The organism is Bradyrhizobium tropiciagri (assembly GCF_001189845.1).
In the GTDB taxonomy this organism is placed as follows: domain Bacteria; phylum Pseudomonadota; class Alphaproteobacteria; order Rhizobiales; family Xanthobacteraceae; genus Bradyrhizobium; species Bradyrhizobium tropiciagri.
Genome location: NZ_LFLZ01000070.1, coordinates 1 through 24,681, shown reverse-complemented (window position 1 = coordinate 24,681; position 24,681 = coordinate 1). Strand labels below are relative to the sequence as shown.

At 62.8% G+C, this 24,681-nt stretch carries 19 protein-coding genes, 1 tRNA gene and 2 pseudogenes; 12 read left to right on the top strand and 10 right to left on the bottom strand.

All coding sequences use genetic code 11. The annotated features are described in order from the left end of the window. Positions 1–2: 2 nt before the first annotated feature. The 3 genes from AKN84_RS35785 to AKN84_RS35775 form a co-directional block, all read right to left on the bottom strand. Entirely contained in the window at positions 3–1,187 is a 1,185-nt protein-coding gene (locus tag AKN84_RS35785; RefSeq protein WP_050425142.1) for a PLP-dependent cysteine synthase family protein, read from the bottom strand. A 57-nt stretch (positions 1,188–1,244) separates the two neighbouring features. Then, positions 1,245–2,438, bottom strand: a complete 1,194-nt coding sequence (gene acmB, locus AKN84_RS35780; protein WP_050425141.1) for a methyl acetate hydrolase AcmB — start codon at positions 2,436–2,438, stop codon at positions 1,245–1,247. 141 nt (positions 2,439–2,579) lie between these two features. Next, positions 2,580–4,220 (bottom strand): flavin-containing monooxygenase, encoded by a 1,641-nt coding sequence (locus AKN84_RS35775; RefSeq protein WP_050425157.1) that lies wholly within the window; start codon positions 4,218–4,220, stop codon positions 2,580–2,582. Positions 4,221–4,530: 310 nt separating this feature from the next. Between AKN84_RS35775 and AKN84_RS35770 the strand changes: the two genes are divergently transcribed. Further along, on the top strand, positions 4,531–5,433 hold the full coding sequence (locus AKN84_RS35770; RefSeq protein WP_050425140.1) for a helix-turn-helix transcriptional regulator: 903 nt from the start codon (positions 4,531–4,533) through the stop codon (positions 5,431–5,433). A gap of 36 nt (positions 5,434–5,469) precedes the next feature. Here the strand turns inward: AKN84_RS35770 and AKN84_RS35765 are convergent, their stop codons facing one another. Both AKN84_RS35765 and AKN84_RS35760 read right to left on the bottom strand, forming a co-directional pair. Next, entirely contained in the window at positions 5,470–6,504 is a 1,035-nt protein-coding gene (locus AKN84_RS35765; protein ID WP_050425139.1) for an aldo/keto reductase, read from the bottom strand. Positions 6,505–6,527: 23 nt separating this feature from the next. Continuing rightward, positions 6,528–7,708 (bottom strand): annotated as a pseudogene (locus tag AKN84_RS35760) (MFS transporter). 100 nt (positions 7,709–7,808) lie between these two features. Between AKN84_RS35760 and AKN84_RS35755 the strand changes: the two are divergent. Next, a complete protein-coding gene (locus AKN84_RS35755) occupies positions 7,809–8,765 on the top strand; it encodes a LysR family transcriptional regulator (RefSeq protein ID WP_050425138.1) in 957 nt (318 codons plus the stop codon). Positions 8,766–8,772: 7 nt separating this feature from the next. Continuing rightward, positions 8,773–9,252 carry an SRPBCC family protein gene (locus AKN84_RS35750; RefSeq protein ID WP_050425137.1) on the top strand — a complete coding sequence of 160 codons (480 nt, stop codon included), beginning with the start codon at positions 8,773–8,775 and terminating at the stop codon, positions 9,250–9,252. Here AKN84_RS35750 and AKN84_RS35745 read toward each other — a convergent pair. Continuing rightward, positions 9,249–9,998 carry a class I SAM-dependent methyltransferase gene (locus AKN84_RS35745; RefSeq protein ID WP_050425136.1) on the bottom strand — a complete coding sequence of 250 codons (750 nt, stop codon included), beginning with the start codon at positions 9,996–9,998 and terminating at the stop codon, positions 9,249–9,251. The genes AKN84_RS35750 and AKN84_RS35745 overlap by 4 nt on opposite strands. Positions 9,999–10,338: 340 nt before the next feature. On the opposite strand from AKN84_RS35745, the gene AKN84_RS35740 reads away from it, so the two are divergent. The 3 genes from AKN84_RS35740 to AKN84_RS35730 all read left to right on the top strand — a co-directional run bounded on the left by AKN84_RS35740 (position 10,339) and on the right by AKN84_RS35730 (position 15,909). Then, positions 10,339–12,714, top strand: coding sequence for a glucose/quinate/shikimate family membrane-bound PQQ-dependent dehydrogenase (locus tag AKN84_RS35740; protein WP_050425135.1), 2,376 nt, complete (start codon positions 10,339–10,341; stop codon positions 12,712–12,714). A gap of 155 nt (positions 12,715–12,869) precedes the next feature. Continuing rightward, a complete protein-coding gene (locus AKN84_RS35735) occupies positions 12,870–14,189 on the top strand; it encodes an Hsp70 family protein (RefSeq protein ID WP_050425134.1) in 1,320 nt (439 codons plus the stop codon). A gap of 130 nt (positions 14,190–14,319) precedes the next feature. Beyond that, positions 14,320–15,909 carry an ABC-F family ATP-binding cassette domain-containing protein gene (locus AKN84_RS35730; protein ID WP_050425133.1) on the top strand — a complete coding sequence of 530 codons (1,590 nt, stop codon included), beginning with the start codon at positions 14,320–14,322 and terminating at the stop codon, positions 15,907–15,909. Between the two features lie 889 nt (positions 15,910–16,798). Here the strand turns inward: AKN84_RS35730 and AKN84_RS35725 are convergent. Continuing rightward, positions 16,799–18,028: an RBBP9/YdeN family alpha/beta hydrolase gene (locus AKN84_RS35725; RefSeq protein ID WP_050425132.1), complete on the bottom strand. Its 1,230-nt coding sequence runs from the start codon at positions 18,026–18,028 to the stop codon at positions 16,799–16,801. A gap of 363 nt (positions 18,029–18,391) precedes the next feature. On the opposite strand from AKN84_RS35725, the gene AKN84_RS46495 reads away from it, so the two are divergent. From AKN84_RS46495 to AKN84_RS35705, 5 genes are all read left to right on the top strand, one after another. Then, positions 18,392–19,105 (top strand): hypothetical protein, encoded by a 714-nt coding sequence (locus tag AKN84_RS46495; protein WP_128971458.1) that lies wholly within the window; start codon positions 18,392–18,394, stop codon positions 19,103–19,105. A 126-nt stretch (positions 19,106–19,231) separates the two neighbouring features. Further along, on the top strand, positions 19,232–19,771 hold the full coding sequence (locus tag AKN84_RS35720) for an SGNH/GDSL hydrolase family protein (RefSeq protein ID WP_244485681.1): 540 nt from the start codon (positions 19,232–19,234) through the stop codon (positions 19,769–19,771). A 364-nt stretch (positions 19,772–20,135) separates the two neighbouring features. Continuing rightward, the gene (locus AKN84_RS35715; RefSeq protein WP_050425130.1) at positions 20,136–20,720 is read left to right on the top strand and encodes a protein-S-isoprenylcysteine O-methyltransferase; all 585 of its coding nucleotides are present in this window, start codon (positions 20,136–20,138) and stop codon (positions 20,718–20,720) included. A 191-nt stretch (positions 20,721–20,911) separates the two neighbouring features. Continuing rightward, positions 20,912–21,112: a hypothetical protein gene (locus AKN84_RS35710; RefSeq protein ID WP_050425129.1), complete on the top strand. Its 201-nt coding sequence runs from the start codon at positions 20,912–20,914 to the stop codon at positions 21,110–21,112. A gap of 113 nt (positions 21,113–21,225) precedes the next feature. Further along, the gene (locus tag AKN84_RS35705; protein WP_244485680.1) at positions 21,226–21,903 is read left to right on the top strand and encodes a hypothetical protein; all 678 of its coding nucleotides are present in this window, start codon (positions 21,226–21,228) and stop codon (positions 21,901–21,903) included. Between the two features lie 153 nt (positions 21,904–22,056). Here AKN84_RS35705 and AKN84_RS35700 read toward each other — a convergent pair. After that, positions 22,057–22,469, bottom strand: a pseudogene (locus AKN84_RS35700) (GNAT family N-acetyltransferase); the annotation flags it as partial. A gap of 63 nt (positions 22,470–22,532) precedes the next feature. Further along, a tRNA-Ser gene (locus AKN84_RS35695) sits at positions 22,533–22,622 on the bottom strand. A 313-nt stretch (positions 22,623–22,935) separates the two neighbouring features. On the opposite strand from AKN84_RS35695, the gene AKN84_RS35690 reads away from it, so the two are divergent. After that, positions 22,936–23,799 (top strand): alpha/beta fold hydrolase, encoded by an 864-nt coding sequence (locus tag AKN84_RS35690; protein ID WP_050425128.1) that lies wholly within the window; start codon positions 22,936–22,938, stop codon positions 23,797–23,799. 267 nt (positions 23,800–24,066) lie between these two features. On the opposite strand, the gene AKN84_RS35685 is transcribed toward AKN84_RS35690, so the two are convergent. Then, positions 24,067–24,357 carry a hypothetical protein gene (locus AKN84_RS35685; RefSeq protein WP_050425127.1) on the bottom strand — a complete coding sequence of 97 codons (291 nt, stop codon included), beginning with the start codon at positions 24,355–24,357 and terminating at the stop codon, positions 24,067–24,069. Between the last annotated feature and the right edge of the window lie 324 nt (positions 24,358–24,681).

Below are 24,681 nucleotides of genomic sequence, written 5' to 3'. Positions count from 1 at the left end.
GTTCATGCGATATCATTCGGGCGGAGCTTCGCGCCTGCGGCGTCGCTTGGATTCCGGACTTCGTCCACCGTGAAACCGAGCGGATGCGCACTGCCGAGAAACGCGTTCAACTGCGCTTCGTAGGACGACGGATCGAGCCCGCGGGACTGCAGCCACGCCGGATCGTAATAGGTCTGGCGATACCGCTCGCCGGAATCGCAGATCAGCGTGACCAGCGATCCGCTCACGCCCGCGTCGCGCATCTCCGACGCCAGACGGCAGAGTGCGAGGAAGTTGGTTCCGGTTGAGCCGCCGACCAGCCGGCGCAGCAGGCGCGACAGCACGTTCATCGCCGCGATCGACGCCGCATCCGGGATCTTCATCATGCGGTCGACCACACCGGGCACGAACGACGGCTCGCAGCGCGGCCGGCCGACACCCTCGATCAGCGACGGCCGCTCGCAGACATGGGAACGGTCCTGGGTACGGAAGCAGTCGAAGAACGCGGAATGCTCGACGTCGGCGACGCACAGCCGGGTCGGAAACTGGCGATAGCGCAGATAGCGCCCGATCGTCGCCGAGGTGCCGCCGGTGCCGGCGCCCATCACGATCCATTCCGGCATCGGGCGTTGCTCGCCCTTGAGCTGGGTGAAGATCGATTCGGCGATGTTGTTGTTGCCGCGCCAGTCGGTGGCGCGCTCGGCGAAGGTGAACTGGTCCATGTAATGACCACCGAGACGCGCGGCCAGCGCGGCGGCCTCGGCGTAGAGCGCGCGGCCGTCGTCGATCAGATGGCAGTTGCCGCCGTAGTGCTCGATCGCGGCGATCTTCTCGGCCGACGTGGTGCGTGGCATCACCGCGTAGAACGGCACGCCGATCATCTGCGCGAAATAGGCCTCGGAGACCGCGGTCGAGCCCGACGACGCCTCGACCACGGCGGTGCCTTCGCGGATATGCCCGTTGCACAGTGCATAGAGGAACAGCGACCGCGCCAGGCGATGCTTCAGGCTGCCGGTCGGATGCGTCGATTCGTCCTTCAGATAGATATCGATGCCGGCAAGCGCCGGCACGATCAGCCGCATCAGATGCGTATCCGCGGTCCGGCACTGATCCGCCTCGATCGCGGAGACGGCGTCATCGACCCAGCCGCGCCGATAGCTCGGCCCGGCTGGGGGATGCTGGCGCGACGACATGTACTCGTTCGACATCGCGCCATCTAACCATAGTTCGCCTCGAACGGCGAGACGAACACGAAGATCGTCAGGCTAGCCCGCCTTGCGCAGCCGCAGGGATTCGTAGAACGCGGTCTCGAAATTGATGTAGCCGATGAAGGATGTCGGATCACCAAACGGCAGGATCTGCGTCGCCCAGTATCCGCCAAAACCGTTCTGGCGATCGATCCAGTAGAACAAATTGGCGAGACCGGCCCAGCCGAGCGCGCCGGCGGGACGGCCGGTCGGAGCCTGCTCGTCATTGATCATGAAGCTCAGCGCCCAGGATTTCGACTGGCCCGGGAAGAACTCGGCGTCGTTGGCAAGCGACGTGATCACGCCGGTGATCGCGGTGACCTTGTTGTTGCCGAGGTGGTTCTTCTCGGCCATCCGTACGGTCTCGGCCTTGAGGACGCGGCCGTGCTCGCCGGCGCCGTCATTCAGCCACATCCGGATGAAGCGCATGTAGTCGCCGATGGTGCCGTAAAGCCCGTGGCCGCCCATGTGGATTTCCGGATTGGCCGGCAGCTCGAAATCCATCGGCGTGAGCGAGCCGTCGGCGTTACGGGCGTGAATGCCGGCGAGCTTGCGGCGCATCGCGTCGGTAAGCTCGAACGTGGTATCCTGAATGCCGAGCGGTTCGAAGATCCGCGTCTTGAAGACCTCGCCGAGCCGCTGTCCAGTGATCGCCTCGACGATCTGGCCGCACCAATCCATGTTGGTGCCGTACTCCCACCGCTCGCCCGGATCGAACAGCAGAGGTGTCATCAGCGACGCCTTCGACGCCGTGATGACGCTCGGCTGCCCCTTCTCCTGCGCGAGACGGTTGTAGGTGTGGTTGATGAAGTCGTAGCCGAGGCCGGCGCTATGCACCATCAGCATGCGGGTCGTGATGTCGCGCTTCGGTGCGCGCAACACCGGCTCGCCCTTGTCGTCAAAGCCTTCGATCACCTGAAGCTTGCCGATGTCGGGTGCATAGGTCTTGGCCGGCGCATCGAGATCGAGCTTGCCCTCCTCGACGAGTTGCAGGACGGCGGTGCCCGTGATCGCCTTGGTGGTCGAGAAGATGGCGAACACGCTGTCGGCCGTCATGTCGGCCGGTTGGTCCAGCCGGCGCTTGCCGGCGGCGCCTTCATAGATGTTGCGATGCCGGTCGGTCACCATCGCAACAACGCCGGGGACGCGCGGGTTTGAGGTCACGACGCCGTCGAGAATCGCATCTGCAGCCGCACTGAAGTTCGTGCTCATTGTTTTCCTCCATATTTTTGTGATGTTGACCTGCGTAGCCCGGATGGAGCGAAGCGAAATCCGGGGTTGGTGCAGCCGGTGTCACTGGTCCCGGATTACGCTTCGCTCCATCCGGGCTACGAGGTCCAATTGCAATCGGACTTACTGCATGGCGAAGCCGCGATAGCCGCTCGCGGCGACCTCGTCGCATTTCTGGCGATAGGTGCCGACGCCGCCGCAATAGGACAGCACCCGGCGCGGCTTGCCCTCGACATTCGAGCCGAGGTACCAGGAGTTGGTTTTCGCGATCAGTGTCGCGTTGGCGGTCTCATCGTGATGCGCGACCCATTGATCCTCGATATCCCTGGACGGCTCGATGACGTTCAGGTTGTTGCCGCGCATGTACTTGATGCAGTCGTCGATCCACTCGACCTGCTGCTGCAGGCAGGTGGTCATGTTGCAAAGCGCGGCTGAAGGCGCGAGCGGCACCGCCGTGGTGAACAGGTTCGGGTAGCCGTGAACCTGCAGACCCATCGTGGTGCGGATATCCCGGCCCCAATCCTCCTTCAGCGAACGGCCATCGCGGCCGCGGATATCGATCCGCGTCAATGCGCCGGTGCCGGCATCGAAGCCGGTCGCCAGGATGATGACGTCGAATTCGTGCACCGTGCCGTCGGCGGTCTGGATGCCCTCGGGCGTGATGCGGGCGATCGGATTATCCTTGACACTAACGATCTCGACATTGGGCCGATGGAAGGCCTCCAGGAAATTGCTTTCCAGCGGCACCCGGTGGGTGCCGAAGCCGTAATCGGCCGGGATCAGTTGCTCGCACAGTTTGGGATCCTTGATCCGTTCGCGCATCTTTTCGCGCACGAATTCGGTGATCTCGGCGTTGACGGCCTCGTCGAAGAACAGTTCGGCGAAGGACGATACCCACAATTTGAGCGATCCGTCGTTCCAGCAATCCTCGACCACCTGGCGGCGCTGCTGCGGCGTCAGGTCGGCCCAGGCGTGCTCGAAGTCGAACTCGAAGCCGGTGAACGTCTTCGGCAACCGTTCGGTGAGGAATTTGAACTTCGACTTGTAGGCCTCGGCATCCGACGCATCCCATTTCGGGTTCTTCATCGGGATGATGTATTGCGGGGTGCGGATGAACACCTTGAGATGGCCGACCTCGCCGGCGATCGACTGGATCACCTGGATTCCGGTCGCGCCGTTGCCGACCACGCCGACGCGCTTGCCGGCGAGCTCGATCGGTCCCTTTGGCCAGCGTGCGGTATGGAACAGCTTGCCCTTGAACGTCTCCTGTCCCGGGAAGGACACGTGCGGGGCCGAGAGCATGCCGCAGCAGGTGACCAGGAACTGGGTGTCGATGACTTCACCCTTGTCCGTCGTCACTTGCCAGCGTTGCGTCGCCTCGTCGAAATGCGCGCTCTTCACCGTGGTCTGGAACTGGATGTCCTTCTTGAGGTCGAGGCGGTCGGCCACATAGTTCAGCCAGCGCTCGATCTCCGGCTGGCCCGGAAACCGCTCGCTCCAGCTCCAGCCTTTGTAGAGTTCCTCGGAGAACAGATACTGATAGGTGTGGCCTTCGGAATCGAAGCGTGCGCCGGGGTACCGGTTCCAGTACCAGGTGCCGCCGACGCTCGATCCTGCGTCAAGAGCCCTGACGTTCAGGCCCTGTTCGCGCAGGCGGAACAGTTGATAAAGGCCGGCAACGCCGGCGCCGATCACCACGGCGTCGAATTTGGATGTCGCGTGCGCGCCGTTGCTTCCGTTGGACCTGATTGCGGTCGCGGTCATGGTTTCCTCCTGTGTGGTTCCTCGCACGCCCTTTCCCATCCGCTGCATCGCGGGATGACGGTGCGTTGCGCCAATCTGGGCCCCGACGGCATGGATGGAGCTGCCGGGACGCACAGGAGGCTATGGCCCTTGCGGACTCCCGGGCTTGGATGAAACCGACAATCTCTGGAACGCGGCCGTGCAATCGCGATCGGCCATTGGTCTCCTTGGCAAATGGCGAAACCGGCCTATTCTGGGCTCAGCCGTCTGGCCAAGAAGAACAAGAAGAAGCGGTCAACCGCCGATGGTTTCCAGGGAGGAGGCTCGCGCGATGGGCCAGTTGATCACGGTCGAGGAACTGCCGCGCTACGCTCCCGGCGAGATGAAGCTGGACAGCCTGGCGGTCGGCCGCAACGATTTCCGGCTGCGTATCTTCCGCTACGCGCCATCAGACATCTGGGTCCCGCCGTCGGAAAACTACCTGATCGTGATCTATCGCGACGGCGTCACGTCGATGAACCGCCGCGTCACCGGCGCATGGAAGCAGGATCAGGTCGGCCGCGGCGTCACGACGCTGATGACGCGGGCCGAGCCTTCGAACTGGCGCTGGAAGCACGACATCGAGGTCAGCCATTTCTACATCTCGCCGACGCTGATGACGAAGACCGCGAGCGAGGCATTCGACCGCGACGCCGAAGCGGTCGAGCTTCACGATTTGCTGAAGGTCGAGGATCCAATGCTGACCTGGATCAACGACCAGATGGTTCAGGAAATCGCCGCGGGCGGCCCCGGCGGCCGCCTCTGCTACGACGCGCTGGCGCTGCAGGCCAGCGTGCACATCCTGCGCAAATACGCCGCGATCGAGTTCAAGTTGCCCTGCGCGCAGGGCAGGTTCAGGCCGGCGCATGCACGGCTGATCGAGGACTATGTCGAGCAGAACATCTTCCGGAACATCACGCTGGAGGAGCTCGCGACCATCTGCAATTGCACCCCGGTGCAGTTCGCGCGCAAGTTCCGCGTCCACTACGGCATGCGGCCACATACTTACGTCCTGCGACGCAAGGTCGAGCATGCGTGCCAACATCTGCGCAGGGATCGCGTGGCGCTGAAGGAGATCGCGCTGCTCGCAGGCTTCGCCGATCAGAGCCACCTCAATCGTGTATTCCGTCAGCACATGAACGTCACGCCGGCGGAGTACCGCCGGCAAGTGTGCGAAAGGACGCTCGAGGCGTGAGCCTGAACCGCGCGCTGCGGCTTGCCGGCGCTCGGTCTACGCCGGCGGCGGATTGAGCCGCGCGAAGCCTTCCTGGATCCGGTAGGGATAGTAGGGATAGGTCGGCATCACCGCGCTTGTCTTGTCGAGACGCGCGATCTGGTCTGGCGACAACGACCAGCCGACCGCGCCGAGATTGTCGCGCAGCTGCGCCTCATCGCGCGCGCCGATGATGACGGATGACACGCTGGGGCGCGTAAGCAACCAGGCAATCGCGACCTGCGGCACCGTGCGGCCGGTTTCAGTGGCCACAGCGTCCAGCGCATCGACGATCGCGTAAAGCTTCTCGTCGTCGACCGCCGGCCCGAACTGTGCGGTCTCATGCAGGCGGCTGTTCGCCGGCAGCTTCTGCCCGCGCCTGATCTTGCCGGTGAGACGGCCCCAGCCGAGCGGGCTCCAGACCAGCGCGCCGACGCCTTGATCCAGTGCGAGCGGCATCAGCTCGGACTCATAGTCGCGCCCGACCAGCGAATAATAGACCTGATGCGCCACGTAGCGCGGCCAGCCGTGCCGCTCGGCGATGGCAAGCGATTTCATCAAATGCCAGCCGGAGAAATTCGAGGCGCCGACATAGCGCAGCTTGCCGGCGCGCACGAGTGTATCGAGCGTCGGCAGCACCTCGTCGACCGGTGTGAAGGCGTCGAAGGCATGAAGCTGCAACAGATCGATGTAATCGGTGCCGAGCCGGCGCAGCGCGGCGTCGACCGCGGCAATGAGGCGATAGCGCGAGGTGCCGGCATCAAGCGGGCCGTCGCCCATCGGCAGGCCGGTCTTGGTCGAGATCAAGACCTTATCGCGGCGGCCCTTGATCGCGGCGCCGAGGATCTCCTCCGACGCGCCGTTCGAATAGACGTCGGCGGTGTCGAACAGATTGACGCCGGCCTCGAGGCAGATGTCGATCAGCCGCCGTGCCTCGCTGGCGTCGCTGCGGCCCCAGGCCGAAAACAACGGTCCCTGGCCACCGAAGGTGCCGGTGCCGAAGCTGAGCACCGGGACCTTCAGGCCGGATGTTCCAAGATTGCGGTATTCCATGGCCATACTCCCCGTGATGCTGTTCATTCCGCCGGGCACTGCGTGGCCAGCACGACCGGCCGATCGAGGCGCAGGCTCCACAGCGCGAGCAGCAGCCCGATCGCAGTGATGACGGCCGCGACCAGCGGCAGCGCGCCGAGACCGAGGCCGCGATCGATGGTCACGCCGCCGGCCCACGCGCCGAGCGCGTTGCCGAGATTGAAGGCCGCGATGTTCAGGCTCGACGCCAGCGTGCGCCCTTCCACGCCGGCGGCTTCGAGGACGCGAAGCTGCAGCGGCGCGACGGTCGCGAACGCGGCAATGCCGAGCACGAACAAGAGCGCCACCGCCAATGCCTTGATCGAGATCACCGCGGCCAGCGCGACGAGCACGATGGCGAGACCGCCGAGCGACACCAGCAACGCACGCGCAAGTCCCTTGTCGGCGAGCCGTCCACCCGCGACATTGCCGATTGCAAGCCCGGCGCCGAACACCAAAAGGATCGGCGACACCGCGGCGTCGGAAAATCCGGTGAGCCGCGTCAGGATCGGCTGCACATAGGTGAAGACCGCAAACAACCCGCCGAAGCCGAACACCGTCATGGCGAGCCCGAGCAGCACCTGCGGGCGGCCGAGCACGGCGAGCTCTTCGCGCAGCGGCGCCGGCTTGTCGTTCGCGCCGACATGACCGGGCACCAGCACCGCCAGCACGATGAACGCGACGACGCCGATGACAGCCACCGCCCAGAACGCCGCGCGCCAGCCGAGCATCAGGCCGAACCAGGCGCCGAAGGGCACGCCGAGCAGGGTCGCGACCGTGAGGCCGATGAACATCGTGGCGATCGCCGACGCCCTCTTGTCTTCCGGCACGAGGCTGGTCGCCACCACCGAGCCGACGCCGAAGAAGGTGCCGTGCGCCAGCGAGGTCAGGATGCGCGCTGCCATCAGGAGCTCGTAGTTCGGCGCCAGCGCGCAAGCAGCGTTGCCGAGCGTGAAGATCGCCATCAGCGCCAGCAGCACCGCCTTGCGCGGCATCCGCCGCGTGCCCAGCGTGAGAATCGGCGCGCGACGAACACGCCGAGCGCATAGCCGGAGATCAACAGACCCGCCGCGGATACCGATACCTGCATGTCGCTCGCAACCTGCAGCAACAGCCCCATGATGAGGAATTCGGTGGTGCCGATGCCAAAGGCACCGGCGGTCAAGGCAAGGACTGCGAGAGGCATGTGTCGCTCCGGAGGTGAGGATTCCGCAATGCGACATAGCGGTCCGGGCGCGGAAGGATTAGAATGGCCGCAATCCAATCATTTGTGATGTGAATTCAAGATGGCCCGAATAGACACCAACCGCTCCGGCGAGATGCACGTGTTCGTCCGCGTCGTCGACCTCGGCGGCTTCACCGCCGCCGCGAACAGCCTGCGCCAGACGCCGTCGGGCGTCAGCAAGCTGGTCTCCCGGCTCGAGACGCGGCTCGGCACGCGGCTGGTCAACCGCACCACGCGCAAGCTGCAACTGACCGAAGAGGGCCAGGCGTTCTATCAGCGCGCCCAGCGCATCCTCGCCGACATCGACGAGGCCGAGCGCGAGGCCGCCTCCTGCGTGCCGCGCGGCCATCTCACCGTGAACAGCAACATCCCGTTCGGCATGCTGCATGTGATGCCGCTGCTGCCGCGCTTCATGCGCGAGCATCCCGACATCACGCTCGACATCGTGCTGACCGACACACTGGTCGATCTGATGCAGGAGCGCGCCGACGTCGCGATCCGCGCCGGCCCGCTCGGCGCCTCACGGCTGATCGCGCGCAAGCTCGGCACCAGCCGCATGGCAGTGGTCGCCGCGCCCTCCTATCTCGCGCGCTTCGGCACGCCGAAGACCCCGGCCGACCTCGCCGCGCATCGCGGCATCGGCTGGACCTTTCCGCGCAGCATCCGCGGCTGGCCGTTTCGCCGCGCCGAAAAGATCGAGGAAGCACTGCCGCCGCCGGTTGCGCGCGCCAGCGACGGCGAGACCGCGCGCCAGCTCACGCTCGGCGGCATCGGCGTGGCGCGGCTGGCGCTGTTCCACATCGGCCCCGACATCGAGGCCGGACGCCTGGTGCCGGTGCTGCAAAACCTCAATCCCGGCGACCGCGAGGACATCCACGCGGTCTATGTCGGCCACGCCGGTCCGCTGCCGGCGCGGGTGCGCGCCTTCATCGATTTCCTCGCGCAACACATCCGCATCGGCGATCCGGCGTTGCGGTGTGGCGCAGATGGAAAATGGAAGATCACGGGCGGCAAGTGAGGATGTGATGACGGACGTCCCCCTGGCCTTGCAGCCCGTGACCGAGTCGATCCGCATCGCCGCGGATCCAAAGCAGGTGTGGCGCGCGATCATGGATCCCAAAGCGGGCGAGACCTGGCGCAACGCGCATTTCAGGACCGACTGGCAGATCGGCGCGCCGATCGCCATCGAGGCGGAGATCGGCGCGAAGCGCTATCACGACAAGGGCCGCGTGATCCGCGTCGAACCGCAAATGCTGCTCGAATACGCCTATTGGTCACAGGTCTCCGGCCTGCCGGACGTCCCGCAATCCTATGCGACGATCACGATGACGCTCGCGGCTGACGGCGGCGAGACAATACTGACCGTCACCCAGAAGGTGCCGCCGTCGCCAGTCCGCCGCGGCAATGGATGGGAAATCGGTGCCGAGTCCGGCGCGAAGCATGTCGCGTTCTACTGGCGCATGACGCTGCCGCGCCTGAAGCAGGCCGTCGAAGAGGCAATCTAGACCCGCTTCAGCAGATAAAGACACGTGACGTAGGGGAACACCACTTCCTCTGCATCGCCGAGACCCGCCTCGCGCAGAATCTCATCCGTCCTGTCGCGAACGACAGCCTTTTCGGCATCCGGAAGCGCCGCAACGTAGCTCGTCGACACGACGCGTTCGTAGACCCCTGACCGCGCCATCCGGTGCGGATGGTCCTGCACGATCTCCTTCTCGAGCACGAAGCGAGGGTCCTTCAAGATCCATCGCCAGCGACCGGAGCGTTGCCGGGGCGTATCCCCGGCGTATTTTTCAATCATGACGGATAACGCATCGACCCATGGCGCGCGGTCATCCCGGTTGTTCCAGACCAGCGCAAGCGTCCCGCCGGGATGCAGCAACCGCGCGATCTCGGCAACCGACGCTTCATTGTCGAACCAGTGAAAGGCCTGCGCGCAGGTGACGAGATCGACGCTGCCGGTCTCAAGTCCGATCGCATCGGCGCGCGTGTTGATGACCTCGACCCCTGCCTCGGTCGCGAGCTTCGCCGACATCTCGGCGACGGGCTCGATTGCGACCAGACGGGCGGTCTCGGATAGATGCGGAAGCAGCAGCCGGGTGAACTTGCCGGTTCCGGCGCCGAGATCAACGACACAGCGCGCGGTCTGGAGCGGCAGTGCCGCGACGATCTCCGCGGGGTAGCTGGGCCGGCCCGCCTCGTAGGCAGCGACCGCGACGCGATAATTCTTGGCTGTAGGGTTCAGTGTCATTGTGCTTCTCCTGCGCGCCAGCTTTCAGCGGTGAAATCTGCCCGACGGTATAGAGCAGCGCCTGCAAGGGACTGGAAGGGCGCGTCGAGTCAAAATTCGCTGAAGCTCCCTCACCTTTGCGTCAGCACAGTGGGCCGGTTGCCCCTCGTCGAACAATGCGTTGCATTTTGAACGATTTTTCTCCGGCGGGTTTCGCATGGCAACTTTGCGCGCTTGTGGCGCATCCACGCCGCAGTTCCAGGTTGCAAGTTGCGATTGACTGAACCACAGTCCTTGAAGGCGGACACGGTCTGTTGCGCTTGCACGACAAGCCCGGTCCCTCTTGCGCACCGGAGCGACCATGCCGCGATCCAGGGCAGTCTTCATCACAGCTATCGTCTACGCCTTGATCGGCCTGGTCCTCGCGGCCGGCGGGATCTGGCTCGCCGCCTTGGGTGGATCCGTCTTCTACATTGTCCTCGGCGTCGGCATCCTCGCCACGGCGGCGTTGTTGCTGATGCAGCGCCGTTCCGCGCTGTGGCTGTTTGCGATCGTGCTGGTCGGCACGCTGGCCTGGGCCGTCCACGAGGTGCGCTTCGACTGGTGGCCGCTCGCGGCGCGCGGCGACATCATCTTCCCGATGGCGCTCTGGCTGCTGACGCCGGCCATCGTTCGCGCCCTGACGCGAGGCGAGCCGGTATCCTACGCGCGCGCGACGGCACCGCTCTGGATCGGCGTCGTGGCGGCAGCAGCCGTCCTCGTGGCCGGGCTGCTGACGAGCTATCACGACATCAACGGCACGATCGCGGAGGCCGGCGCTTCCGTGCAGCAAAGCGAAGCCGACCCGCAGCCGGATGGCGACTGGCGCGCCTATGGACGCACGCAATTCGGACAGCGCTATTCGCCGCTGAAGCAGATCACGCCCGACAATGTCGCCAACCTCAAGGTCGCCTGGACCTTCCGCACCGGCGACGTCAAGACGCCGGAGGATTCCGGCGAGACGACGTTCGAGGTGACCCCGATCAAGGTGCGCGACACGCTCTATCTCTGCTCGCAGCATCAGGTGCTGTTCGCGCTCGACGCCAAGACCGGCACCGAGCGCTGGCGCTACGATCCCAAGCTCGTGCACAACAAGACGTTCCAGCACATGACCTGCCGCGGGGTCTCCTATCACGAGACTGCGCAGGGCGCCGTCGACTCCAGCGGCAGCCCGGCACCTGCCGAGTGCCCGCGGCGGATCTTCCTGCCGGTCAATGACGGCCGCATGATCGCGCTCGATGCCGACAGCGGCAAACTCTGCGAGAGTTTTGCCGATCACGGCGTGCTCGACCTGCAGCAGGGGATGGGGATCACAACCGCCGGCTTCTTCGAGCCGACGTCACCGCCTGTCGTCAGCGACAAGATTTTGGTCGTCGCCGCCGCGGTGATCGACAATTACGCGGTCGAGGTGCCGTCGGGCGTGATCCGCGGCTTCGATGTCTACACCGGCAAACTGGCCTGGGCCTGGGACTCCGCTGCGGCGGACGAGAACGCACTGCCGTCGCCGACGCGGCATTACACTAATGGCTCGCCGAATTCCTGGATCACGGCCTCGTTCGATCCGAAATTGAACCTGGTCTACATCCCGACCGGCAACAACGGACCCGACATCTGGGGCGGCAATCGCGATGCGCTGGTCGAACGCTATTCCAGCTCGATCGTCGCGCTCGACGTCAACACCGGCAAGCGCGCCTGGTCGTACCAAACCGTGCATCACGATCTCTGGGACATGGATGTTCCTTCGCAACCGAGCCTCGTCGATGTGACAACGGACAAGGGCGTGATCCCCGCGATCATTCAGCCAACCAAGGTGGGCAACATCTTCGTGCTCGACCGCAGGACCGGCGAGCTGATCGTGCCCGCGCCGGAACGTGCGGTGCCGCAGGGGCCCGCGCCCGGCGATCGCAGCGCGCCGACGCAGCCATTTTCCGAACTGACGTTCCGCCCGGAGGCGAAGCTGACCGGCGCCGATATGTGGGGCGGCACCATCTTCGATCAGTTGCTGTGCCGGATCATGTTCCACCGGCTGCGTTACGAAGGCACGTTCACGCCGCCGTCGCTACAGGGCACGCTGGTCTTCCCGGGCAATCTCGGCATGTTCGAATGGGGCGGCATCGCGATCGACCCCGTGCGACAGATCGCGATCGCCAATCCGATGTCGCTGCCGTTCGCTTCAAAGCTCGTTCCACGTGGCCCGCAAAATCCTCCGGCGCCAACCGCCGAGAAGCCGGTCGGCAGCGAGGTCGGGACGCAGCCGATGTACGGCACGCCGTTTGGCGTCGATATATCGAGCTTCCTCTCGCCGCTCTCCGTGCCGTGCTACCGGCCGCCCTGGGGCTCGATGGCCGCGATCGATCTCAGGACGATGAAGATCGTCTGGCAGCATCCCAACGGCACCATCAGGGACACCACGCCGCTGCCGCTTCCGTTCAAGATGGGCGTGCCGATGCTGGGCGGGCCAATCACGACCGCCGGCGGCGTCGCGTTCTACACCGGGACCTATGAGTACACGATCCGAGCCTATGACGTGCGTGACGGCAAGGTGCTCTGGGAAGACCGCCTGCCCGCCGGCGCGCAATCGACGCCGATGAGCTACGAGGCTGGCGGCAAGCAGTATGTCGTCACCGCGGCCGGCGGCCACGGCTCGTTCGGCACCAAACGCGGCGACTATGTCATTGCCTATGCATTGAAGGACTGAACTCATCCAGAATGCGACAAAACTCGCCGCCGCGATGACGCAGCGGTGATGAGACGTTGCGCTCAAAATGAGTTCCGCGACCTCGGCAAGGGTTGGCAAGTCAGGCCAAAGCCGCTAAAGGTCCGCCCCCTTTCACATCAAATTCCGAGCATGACATGTCGAGCGCCCCGCCCGCCGTCTCGATTGGCGTCGATTTTGGCACCAGCAACACCGTGGTCGCACTGTCCGATGGCGATGGCCGCGTCGAAGCCGTCAGATTCGATCATGGTGGCCGCACGCATAGCGTCTATGTGTCCGCGCTGTGCTTCTGGGAGGAGCGGCCGGGCGCCGGCCTGCATCCGCGCGCCGAGGGCGGCCCGTGGGCGATCGAGCAGTTTCTCGAAGGACGCACGATCCATCGCTTCATCCAGTCGTTCAAGACGTTTGCGGCAAGCTCGGCCTTCAACACCACGCAGATCTTCCGCCAGCGCTACAAGTTCGAGGATTTGCTCGCAGCGTTCCTGCGCACGCTGACGCGGCATGCCGGCGAAGGGTTCGACCTCGGCGCGCCGACCATCATGGTCGGCCGCCCGGTGAAGTTCGCCGGCGGCAATCCGAATGACGAGCTCGCGATGCAGCGCTACCGCGCGGCGTTCGAGCGGCTCGGCGCCGGCCATGCGCGCTATGTCTACGAGCCGGTCGGCGCGGCGTTCTCCTTCGCGCGCAGCCTCGACCACGACGCCACCGTGCTGGTCGCCGATTTCGGCGGCGGCACCAGCGACTTCTCCGTGATGCGCTTCTCGCGCAAGGGCGGCGTGCTGCGCGCCGAGCCGCTCGGACATTCCGGCATCGGCATCGCCGGCGACACCTTCGACTACCGCATCGTCGATCACATCGTCTCGCCGCGGCTCGGCAAGGGCACCAACTACCGCTCGTTCGACAAGGTGCTGCCGATCCCCAATCACTATTATTCGAGCCTCGCGCGCTGGCATCAGCTCGCGATGATGCGGGGCAATGGCGATCTGCGCGAACTGCAGCAGCTGGCGCGCACCGCGCTCGATCCGGCGCCGCTGCACGATTTCATCACCATCGTCGACCACGATCTCGGCTTCGCACTGTATCGCGCCGTGTCCGACACCAAGGTCGCGCTGTCGAGCAACGACCGCGTCGAGTTCCGCTTTGCCCGCAAAGGCATCGATATCGGCGCCACCGTCACGCGCGACGATTTCGAATCCTGGATCGCCGACGACATCGAGCGGCTGGGCGCCACGGTCGACGAAGCGCTGGCGAAATCCGGCATCACCGCGCGCGACGTTGAGAAGGTGTTTTTGACCGGCGGCACCTCGTTCGTGCCGGCCGTGCAGCGCCTGTTCGCCGAGCGCTTCGGCGAAGCGCGGCTGACCTCGGCGGATCAATTCGAATCGATCGCCTATGGTCTCGCCTTGATCGGCCACACGGCCGATCCCGACCGCTGGACCTTCGCCGAAGCGGCGTGACGGCGCCGCACGCCTTGATCCCGGCGCAATACGCGACTACATCAATTCAATCATTAATCCCTGAGGATGCCGACGACCATGGATTTCACCCCGATCGCAATGCCCATCAGCCTTGCCCGCGGGGATATCCATGCCAGCATCGATCACGCTCTCCCATCTGACCCTGCCCGCGCCTGACGGCCGGGTTCTCCTTTCTAACATCGATCTTAGCTTCGGTCCCGAACGAACCGGCCTTGTCGGCCGCAACGGCGTCGGCAAGACGACGCTGCTCGGCCTGATCGCCGGCCGGCACGCGCCGCACGCCGGCACGGTCTCGGTGCAGGGACGCGTCGGGATGCTGCACCAGACGGTTCAGGTGAATCCGGTTGAAAGCGTGATCGATCTGTTCGGCGCGCGCCGCGCGCTGGCCGCGTTGCGCCGTGCCGAACAGGGGCTTGCGACGACTGAGGAGCTTGCGGATGTCGACTGGACGCTCGATACGCGGATCGCGGCTGCGCTCGCGCGCGTCGATTTGCCCGACGTGCTCGACACGCCGCTCGTGATGCTGTCCGGCGGGCAGGCGACCCGGGCGCGCCTCGCGGCGCTGACTTTCGCAGAGCCGGACTTCCTGCTGCTCGATGAGCCCACCAACAATCTCGATCGCGCCGGACGCGAGGCGGTGATCGACCTGCTCGCCGGCTGGCGGCACGGCGCCATCATCGTCAGCCACGACCGCGAACTGCTGGAGACCATGGACGCGATCGTCGAGCTGACCTCGCTGGAAGCCAGGCGCTATGGCGGCAATTGGAGCCAGTACCGCGCGCGCAAGGCCATCGAGCTCTCGGCGGCACGACACGATCTGGATGATGCCGACAAGCGCGTCGCCGAGATCGACCGCAAGGCAAGGGAGGCGTCTGAACGGAAGGCGCGGAAGGATGGCGCCGGCGCGAAGAAGCGCGCCAAGGGCGATCTGCCGCGGATCGCTGCCGGGCTGCGCAGGGATCGCAGCGAGGATAGCGGTGGCGAGACCGTTCGCCTCGCCGAGCGGCGGCGGACGCAAGCGCTTGAACTTGCCACCGCCGCACGCCAACGCATCGAGGTGCTGCAGCCGTTCTCGGTGCAGCTGCCGTCGACGCATCTGCCCGCGGGCAGGATGGTGCTGCGGATCGAAGCCGCCGACGCCGGCTACAGCGCGGAAACACCGGTCCTGCATGGTCTCAGCTTCTCGATCTCAGGCCCGGAGCGCGTCGCCATCGTCGGCCCCAACGGCGCCGGCAAGACGACGCTGCTCAAGCTCATCGGCGGCGAGCTGACCGCGGCGCGCGGCAGCGTCGAGGTGATGACCCGCTTTGCGATGTTCGATCAGGCGGTCAGCCTGCTGGACGCACAGGCCTCCATCCTGGATAATTTCCGGCGCATCAATCCGGATGCCGGCGAGAACGCCTGCCGCGCCGCGCTGGCGCGCTTCATGTTTCGCGCCGATGCGGCGCTGCAGATCGTCTCCAGCCTGAGCGGCGGCCAGCTGCTCCGCGCCGGCCTCGCCTGCGTGCTGGGTGGCGTGAGGCCGCCACAGCTTTTGATCCTCGACGAGCCGACCAACCATCTCGACATCGAATCCATGGAAGCAGTCGAGGCCGGCTTGCGCGCCTATGACGGCGCGCTGCTGGTGGTCAGCCATGACGAGGCCTTCCTCGAGGCGATCGCGATCACCCGCAGGTTCGAGCTCGCTTCGCGGAAGTGATGCGGAGGGATCAACCGACCAAGGTTGATCGGAAAATGAACAGCCGAGCACGCATCGCCTTGGGGCAGGTTGTAGGCGCGGTGCTCGGCTGTCAGGCCGCGCGGCGGTGCGGCCATCCCCGCAGGCTTCACTCACCCCCATGAGCGAGGCCGCCGGAGTCAAATCTCGCCTGCTGCTAAATCCGCGCTGTCGAATGGAGTGCGTTTCGCCATAGGGCAAATGCGACGAAGCCTGCCAGCAGCAAAAAGCCGACACCGACCGCGATCAATAAATGCGCGAACGTCATTTGGAACATCCCAATTGTGAAGCATCATGCGGCGCGATATGCGCCGCAACCTGGCAATCAAATGCATTTCAAAATTGATTTGCCCCGCCGGCCGCCGCCGGACAGCCCGAAAGGTGGCTGGCACTGCGCTCTGCCCACCCTTCGATTTCAGAGAGGCTGCCGAGCCACTCGGCTCTCCGCCACTCATCGTGCGGTTCGTCACACCGCTCAATGGCCAGGAGGATAATCGATAAAATTTTATCGACAATCGAAACGGAAAATTAAGGTTACCGGCCCGGCTCCCGCCAAAATATCGAAAACAACCTCATGCAGAGGAGCCCACGGCCTCCGCGCCAGCCGGAGCGGCGGTCAACTGGAGCAATATCCGCCGGACGAAAGGTCGTTTCGACGCGCTGCATTGTCTCAACCTCTGCAATGGCAGCAGAGGACATCATGCACACGAGCGGAACCGGCGGCGGTCGCATCCTGATGGCAATCGTTTATCATGACGCCTACGCGCCATACCGGGCGCCAGCATCACAAGCCAACATAGCCGCGCAAGGTCTTCAGGCTGTCCCGCTCAACCAACCTGATGCCGGCAAAGGCAGCTGGCGACCGGCCAAGCTAGTCTCGACATGACGGATCCAGCCGATCATCAACTTCGGTCGTCATCACCGAACCGTCCGCCTCGAACAGCCCGACCGCTCCAGACGGTGAAGTCGCGACGTCGAAGCCGAGCGGTCCGCAAGTAATCATGCAAAAATCGTAAGCCGAGCGCTGATCGTTTCCCATCAGAAACTGATAATGGATCTGCATGAAGTTGAAGCGATGACGCCTGAAGCGCATCGGACTTACCATTGAATGTATTTGAACGCGCCGAATCCTCGGGTGGCCACCTGAATGGTCTCGACTGACACGTTTCAGAGTGACGGGGTCGAAGCGATAGAAGCTGATTGCGTCATCTCGTGCCTGGTATTCGACCCAGTCTATCGCCGGCGCTCCGGCCACGAGTTGCGCCGCTTCCCGTATTTGGCCGCCCATCGGATGCAGCGCGAATTTAGGAATAGTGGCGCCTACCGTGAGAATGCATAGTTTGGGTCCACACGTTTCGAGCGGAGGATCCGATTTCAGCGCGCGCGCCACCGCTGCAATTGAGAGTGCTGCGCCAAGGGAGTGGCCAACAATCAGAACTTCATCAACTTCTGCGGCCCCAACCGTTCTTGATATCCGGTTCGCAAAAGCGTCGAGCCGCTTATCAAGTTCGTTTTTCTGCCCGTAAAGAAATTGGTGGGAGAAAATGGCATCATCGAGAATGTGATTTATCCTGCGCTTTGGTCCGATCCAGAGCATTGCGCCGACGAAGATCGCCAACGACAAAGAAAATCCAAGCAGTAGTTCTATCCAAAATGAAGCGTGTATGAGCCTGATCAACAGGAATGACAGTCCCACGCTGCAAAATGCGATCAGGAGCAAACAGCAATATGGAAAGATGAAAAAGACAGCATACTTCCAGCTTGCGACCGCATATCTGAATATCGTTCCCGTTACGATGAAATCGAATAGCGCTTTCAAGGATTGAACGAGACGAGGCACGAAGCCGACTTTCGAATCGCACCGGATGAGATCATCCCAGCGAAGCATTTCGAAGGTGACGTGAGTTTTCCAGTTTGGCCCCCATGCTTCCAGGCTGCATGAAGCACCGATTGCAGACGCGTTCGATATTTCCGACAGCCGTGAAGAGGCACCCCAAATCTTTTGGAAGCTCGAGAGCGAGCGCCGCAAGCGTTCGACCTGCTCTTCGGGGGTGATTGGATCGTAACCACCAATGTGGAAGACGTGCCGTCGTCGGATCATCCAGCAACTCGAATTCTGTAAAGATATTGACCGGCATTCATTCTGTAAAACGGAAATACATGGACACTTTGGCGGCACTCCTTGTTAACCGCAGTCCTTGGTGAACCCGACATGGATGATGCGGATCTCGGCCTATAAAATTACCACTTCGTGCGCGGGGTCGCACTCGTTGAGTTTGGCTTCGAGCAAAATAGTGCAGGATGATTGGAGCATTGACCGTGGAGGACCTGATGGCCAGTGTGGCAGATCCGCGACAGTGAGCCAATTGCGCGCCTCAACGCGGTTTTCGAAACCGTTCATGATTGTCACGATTCGTAACTCTGATTTAATGCGGCTCGACCTGAGGTGGCGAGGATTCTGACAATGGAGAGATTGCGTTACAGCGCGGCGCTCGTGTGCGCCGGCTTAACGGTTCTTTTTGCAAGCAGCTTGCTTTCAAACAACGGGGCTCAAGCGAGGCCCGGAACGGCGGTGGCGCTTAGATCGACAAATTCGCCCGCTCGACTGCAGTCCTATGCGGCGCACGTTTATTTATTCCGCGGGCTATTGAACGTCTTTTCTTTGGGCATGGACGACCTTGCCGCTCAGCTGCAAGCGGCTGGCGTTGCCGCGGCTGTCGCAAATCACACCCAATGGAGAAGCGTCGCCGACGACATCATCGTGAAATATAGAGCCGGCCAGCGCGGGCCTATCATACTGGTGGGACACTCCCTTGGTGCAGATGCCGTGATGTCCATGGCAGGGTACCTTGGCCAAATGGGCGTGCCGGTTGCTTTAGTTGTTCCATTCGACGGAACGTCGTCGCATATGGCATCGGCCAATGTAGGGCGCGTTCTGAATCTGTACAAAAATGAAAGCGTTAGAATAAGTCGCGGACCCGGCTTCCGCGGCGAGCTGACGAACTTTTATGTTCGTGATGTAAACATCACTCACTTCAACATCGATAAAGACGCGGCGTTGCATAGCATGGTTATACGAAAGATAAGGGCAATCGGATCGGCTGTCGCGCGCCCACGAAGACATCCGGGTCCCTCGAACCTGGTTTCACCAGCAGCCCAACCTTCGACGAACTCTTAGCATACCGCCCAAAAGACAGTTTGAAGTTGGTGTTGACGCAAAATGTGAGGCTTTAAATTCGGTCCCTGCAGGAGCCCGGTGTCGGCGTTGTTTTTCTTTAGCACTTCAAGCGGGGAGAGGCAGTCAGTGACGCCATTTGGAAAACTTTCAGTCGCCATCGCCATGTATTGCGTGGCGACCGTGGGCGCAGCCATCGCAAAGCCGATTCATATCGTGGCGGTCGGCGCAAGCAACACCCAGGGCTGGTACGTTGGGAAGCAAGGCGCTTACCCGGCCAAGCTGGAAGCCCTGCTGAGAGAAAAGGGCGTCAACGCGAGCGTCGCCAATGCCGGAGTTCCCTTTGACACCACCGCCGGCATGCTCAAGCGCATTGATAGCGACGTGCCAAAGGGAACCGACATCGTAATCTTGCAGCCTGGAGGCAACGACAGGCGCTTCCTTGTCACGAAGGAGCAGCGGGCGGCCAACATCGCTGCGATGGAGCGGCGGCTCCGTGATCGCGCCATCAAAGTCATTTTGTACGACGAAGAGATTCCTGCGCAGTATTACGCTTTCGACCTCATTCACCTCACGGATGCCGGGCATGCCTTCATAGCGTCGCAGTTGCTCCCGCGAGTGTTGGAGATAGATCGGAGAGCCACCGTGGCTTCGCCGCGCGCGAGATAGAAAGAGCTTTGCCATGCCGACCGGTGTGGCGTTGGCAGTTCCCTCGGTCGCAGACCATTGGCCGGACACGGGAACCCACAAGAATGCCTCCGTCGATGCTCTTCTCAACGGCTGCCATTTGAGACAGCTGAATGCGATCATAACGGTCCGACCGTCTCAAAGGAGCGAACCCGGCAACGCATCCGCCCTGGATCCACCTGTCGGACTGCCAACTAATCGGTGGAAACGACCCGCAGGCCCTGTATGATTACCTCATGCCGGTCTGTGGACCTGTTTTTGTCAGATCTCAGACGCTCGCCAAGGATGGTACCCTTTCGATGATCGGCAAAGATGGCGCGCCAGCGAAACACGCGCGTGGTCTACGATGACACCCGGTATTGCCAAGTTCGTGTTCGTGATGATGGCGGTCGGTTGGTACCTCATCCGCTACAGATACGCGCGTCGTTCTCGCCGTGAAAAAGTCGCAAGGACCGGCCGAGGTAGGCGCGAAAACACCCTGCTGCTGATATCGCTCACGGGTCTTGGCATTGTGCCGCTCATCTATATCGCAACGGCCCTGCCTCATTTCGCAGCATACTCCTTCCGGCCGGCTCAAGCCTGGCTGGGTGGTTTCGTCGCCGTTTTGGCGCTGGTCATGTTCCGGTTGACCCATCGAGCTCTGGGTCGGAATTGGTCCGTAAGTCTCGACGTGCGGGAAAATCATCGCCTGATCACAGACGGTGTTTATCGGAGAATTCGTCATCCTATGTATACCGCATTCTGGCTTTGGGCTGTTGCTCAAGCATTGCTCCTGCCGAACTGGGTGGCTGGATTCGCTGGCCTGATCGGATTCGGAATCTTGTTCTTCGGGCGGATTGCCAGAGAAGAGCAGATGATGCTGGAAGCCTTCGGGGACGAGTATCGCGAGTACATGGCCCGGACCGGACGCCTTTTGCCGAAGCTGTTCTAAGCCGGCTTACAAGACTGGTCTCGCCGAACTCACGTCCGGATACTCACGCAAACCAAAAACCCCGTGCCGTTTTTGCCACACTCGGCAAGGAAACGACCGCGCAAGCGCCAGCTTTGCGAGAGCGTTAATTACGCCGTAGCCGTTAGAGGGTAAGCTGTTCATGTTTCACGCTACCCATCTCGGAGATCACGATGTTGAAGTTCTTGGTTGCTGGAGTTGCGACGTTCGGTTTCGTGGCTGCTGCCAGCGCGGCAGACCTCCCTCATCCGCAGCCGGTTACGGAAACGGCTCCGGTTGGCAAGATGCCGATCGGCAAGTATCCGGTTGGCAAGTACCCGGTCGGCAAGTACCCGGTTGGAAAAGCTCCTGCCCCGATCGTAACGAAGGGTTAGCTCGAGGATCGCTCAAGCAGTGCACCCTTCAGCTTTGCTGAAGGCGCTGCTTGAGATTTGGCTTCCCTTGTGAGGGCTTGAACGTGCCAGAATCCAAGCGGAAACGGGGCGGCTTGCGGCTGCTTGCCGGAATTGGTGTCGTCGTGGCTTCCGTGACTTTGGGAGCCGGCATCGGCAATGCGCAGCAATTGGCTGCGCAAACGGATCAAGCGCCGCAGCAGCAGGACAAGCCGCGTAAGCCGTCGACGAGATCGGTTGTGGCAACGGCCGTCACGGGTTCAAACGGTCCCGCTTCGGGAGCAGCCGCGAAGCCGGTTCGAAGGTCCTCGGCCAAAGGGCCGTACTACGTCGACTTTCGTGCCCGCACGGCGGCTTCTTATGGGCATGCGTTTGTTTGGTACGGCAAGACAAGCGAGAAGCAGGTCGAAGTTGCGGGGCTGCACCCGGCGGGCGATGTCCTGCCTTATGTGCTGGGACATCTTACCTGGGTGCCCTCCGAGACCGGAGCGAGCTACGGTGACCTTGACGAGCAGTATTTAACGGCCAGCTATCGCGTGTACTTGAGCGAGGCCGACGCGAAGAAGGTTTTCGCGTACATCAAGCACCTCCAGGCGACCTCGCCTGTTTGGAATGCGGAAACGACCAATTGCACGGCCTTTATTGGTCGCATAGCTAACTTCATGGGTCTGAAGGCTCCATTCCACTTGTTGAAGCCTGAGGAATACGTGAACCAGTTGAGAGAGTTGAACGGCGGACGCCAAACGGCGCAGTTGGCTGCTTCGGATCAATAGTTTTCTCGCACGGCTTCATCACCATCGAGGACGACCTTGTCCAAGCGACCGCCTTGCAGGTCGAAGGCGAGTGGATCGTTGCTGTTTATGTGACCCACAATCCCGACAAGTTGCAGAACGTGCCTGACGTGACGGGATGGCGAAACTGACCGTTCAGCGCGCCCGATAGCGATAGACGAGATCGTCGGGATCTTCCCTCGGCACCGACGGATTGGGCACGCCGCCCAACCGTTTCGCCACCGCGGCCGACATCGCATTGTCAGGCGCCACGTAGCTGACCCGCGTCGGCAGCTTTAGCGTCGCAAAGGCCAGTCGCGCAATGCACGCGCCGCCTCGGTGGCGTAGCCGTGTCCCTCATGCCCGTCATAAGCAGCCAGCCGAGCTCCTGCTCCGGAAACAGCGGCCCCGTGGTTGATGCCGACCTGGCCGATGCACTGCTTCGACACCGTGAGCTCGATCATCAGCGCGCCATGGCCGAACAGGAGCCAGCACGCCAGGTCGTGGCAAAACATCCCCCATGCCGCGCGGGCCTCGAACGGTCCGCCCATGCCGGCCGATCGGGGCGAGATTGTCACCCATGTCTTAGGTACGTTCCGTTACCTATGTGTCCGGGCTGGACAGTTGGCGAGTGGCGGAGAGGGAGGGATTCGAACCCCCGATAGGCTTGCACCTATGCCGCATTTCGAGTGCGGTGCATTCAACCACTCTGCCACCTCTCCAGTGGCCCGGGTGATTTGCGCCACCCGCGGTCGGGGCGTGTTCTAGGCGAGGTTGGCGGGACAGACAAGGCGCTGCAATAATATTTCCGTCACTAGAGCATGATCCGGAAAAGTGGAAACCGGTTTTCCGAAAGATCATGCTCAAACAAGGAGATGAGATCATGATGCGATTCCGTGGAAACGCATCATGATCTGGCGCCTCGTACCACCGAAACACCGGGCCGACGTGAGAAAGTACGCGGAAACAAGGCGCTAGCGGGACACTGCGGGTTCGGTCAGCGCATGCGTTAGCCAAAGCAGGCAGGAGCGGACCATGGATCATGCAACGATTCGGGCCAACGGCGCGGCGTTCCACGTCGCGCGGACCGGGAGCGGCCCGCCGCTGCTGCTGTTGCACGGCTGGCCGGAGTTCTGGCTGACCTGGAAGCCGGTCATGGCGCGGCTCGCCGACCGCTACACCCTGATCGCGCCCGACCTGCGCGGCTTCGGCGACAGCGACAAGCCGCAAGGCCCTTACGGCCCCGATCAGCATACCGACGACATGCTGGCGCTGCTGGATGCGCTCGGCATCGACAAGGCCGGCGTGGTCGGCCACGACGTCGGCGGCGCGGTGATGCAGCCGCTGGCGCGCAAGGCGCCCGAGCGCATCGCCGGGCTGATGTTCTTCGATTTCGTCTATCCCGGCATCGGGCCGCGGATGGCGGCGCCCGACCGGCTGAACCACATCTGGTACCAGTCGTTCCACCAGATGGAGATGGCGCCCGCGCTGGTCGGCGCCAACAGGGACAGCTGCCGCACCTACATCGGCCATTTCCTGCACAACTGGACGCACCGCAAGACCGCATTCGACGACGTGATCGAGGACTTCGCCGACAACTTCTTCAAGCCGGGCAACCTCGCCGGCGGCTTTGCGCATTATCGCGCCTCACACGCGGGGCGCGTCAAGATGATGCAAGGGGAAGCGCCTGCACTGCCGCCGATCGCGGTGCCGACCTGCATCCGCTGGGCCGAGCACGACCCGCTGTTTCCTTATGAATGGACCGACCGGCTGGGCGAGACCTTCTCCAATCTGGACCTGAAGATGTTTCCCGATGTCGGGCATTTCCCGCATCGCGAGGACCCCGATCGCGCGGCGGCCGAGATCGCCGGCTTCTTCGAACGGATCAATTGGAGGTAGAAAGTGGTGGGACCGCCAGGACGCGACAAAAACTGGCGGTCCCGTGCCGCTTTTCAGTATTGCTGGCCGGGAAGTGCGGCTTCGCCGGTCGGCGGGAGCGACACGGTCCACGGTAGCGGCCGGTGCCGAAACGGCAACGCGAAGCCGATCTTAACCTAACCGGTCAACCTTACCGCGATCCGGGCTGCGCACGCTCCTGCCTCCCCTTGAAAAAGGGGGGACTGGCCGAAATAGGCCACTAGCTATGCCGAAACAGGCCACTGAATCTTAGACGCCGCCCGTGTACGGAACTAAATAAGGAAGGACAGCAAACAGGGTGAGGAAACCCCAGCAGTTGGCTATTGTTGACCATTTGGTTTGCCCCAATAGAGCGACAGGCACCAAAGATGCTGTGAGCATCAAAAGTGGGGCGGCAAAGAAGTAACCGATTTGGTCCGTGTTTGGGTAGCCGGCTAGATGTTGCGCCTCTTTGGCCGTCATGAGTTTCCAGCCCACCCAAGATAAACCGCCCCATACGAGACCGTTGAGAATCATCAGAATGAGAGGCGTTTTTTTCATGGGTAAAGCCGCCAACTGAGGCGAGCTTATCTTAAGATTTGACGCCGTCGATTACCACGAACTTCCGACGCCGATCCGGAGGCGTCTTCGTGGGCAGCGCAGGGGCCACAGTTAGCGCTGCGTCAACAAGCGGGGCGGTGCTCCAAGTCTTTTCCACTACGCCTAAAGCCTGATGAGATTAGGTTTAGCTGGAACGGCGTCGAAGGTTCACCTCTCCCTTGGGAGAGGTCATTTGCGCAGCAAATCGGGTGAGGGGTTATGGTCTATCGAGGGAGCGAGAACCCTCACCCGGATTGCTCCGGACGATGCTTCGCATCGCCGAGC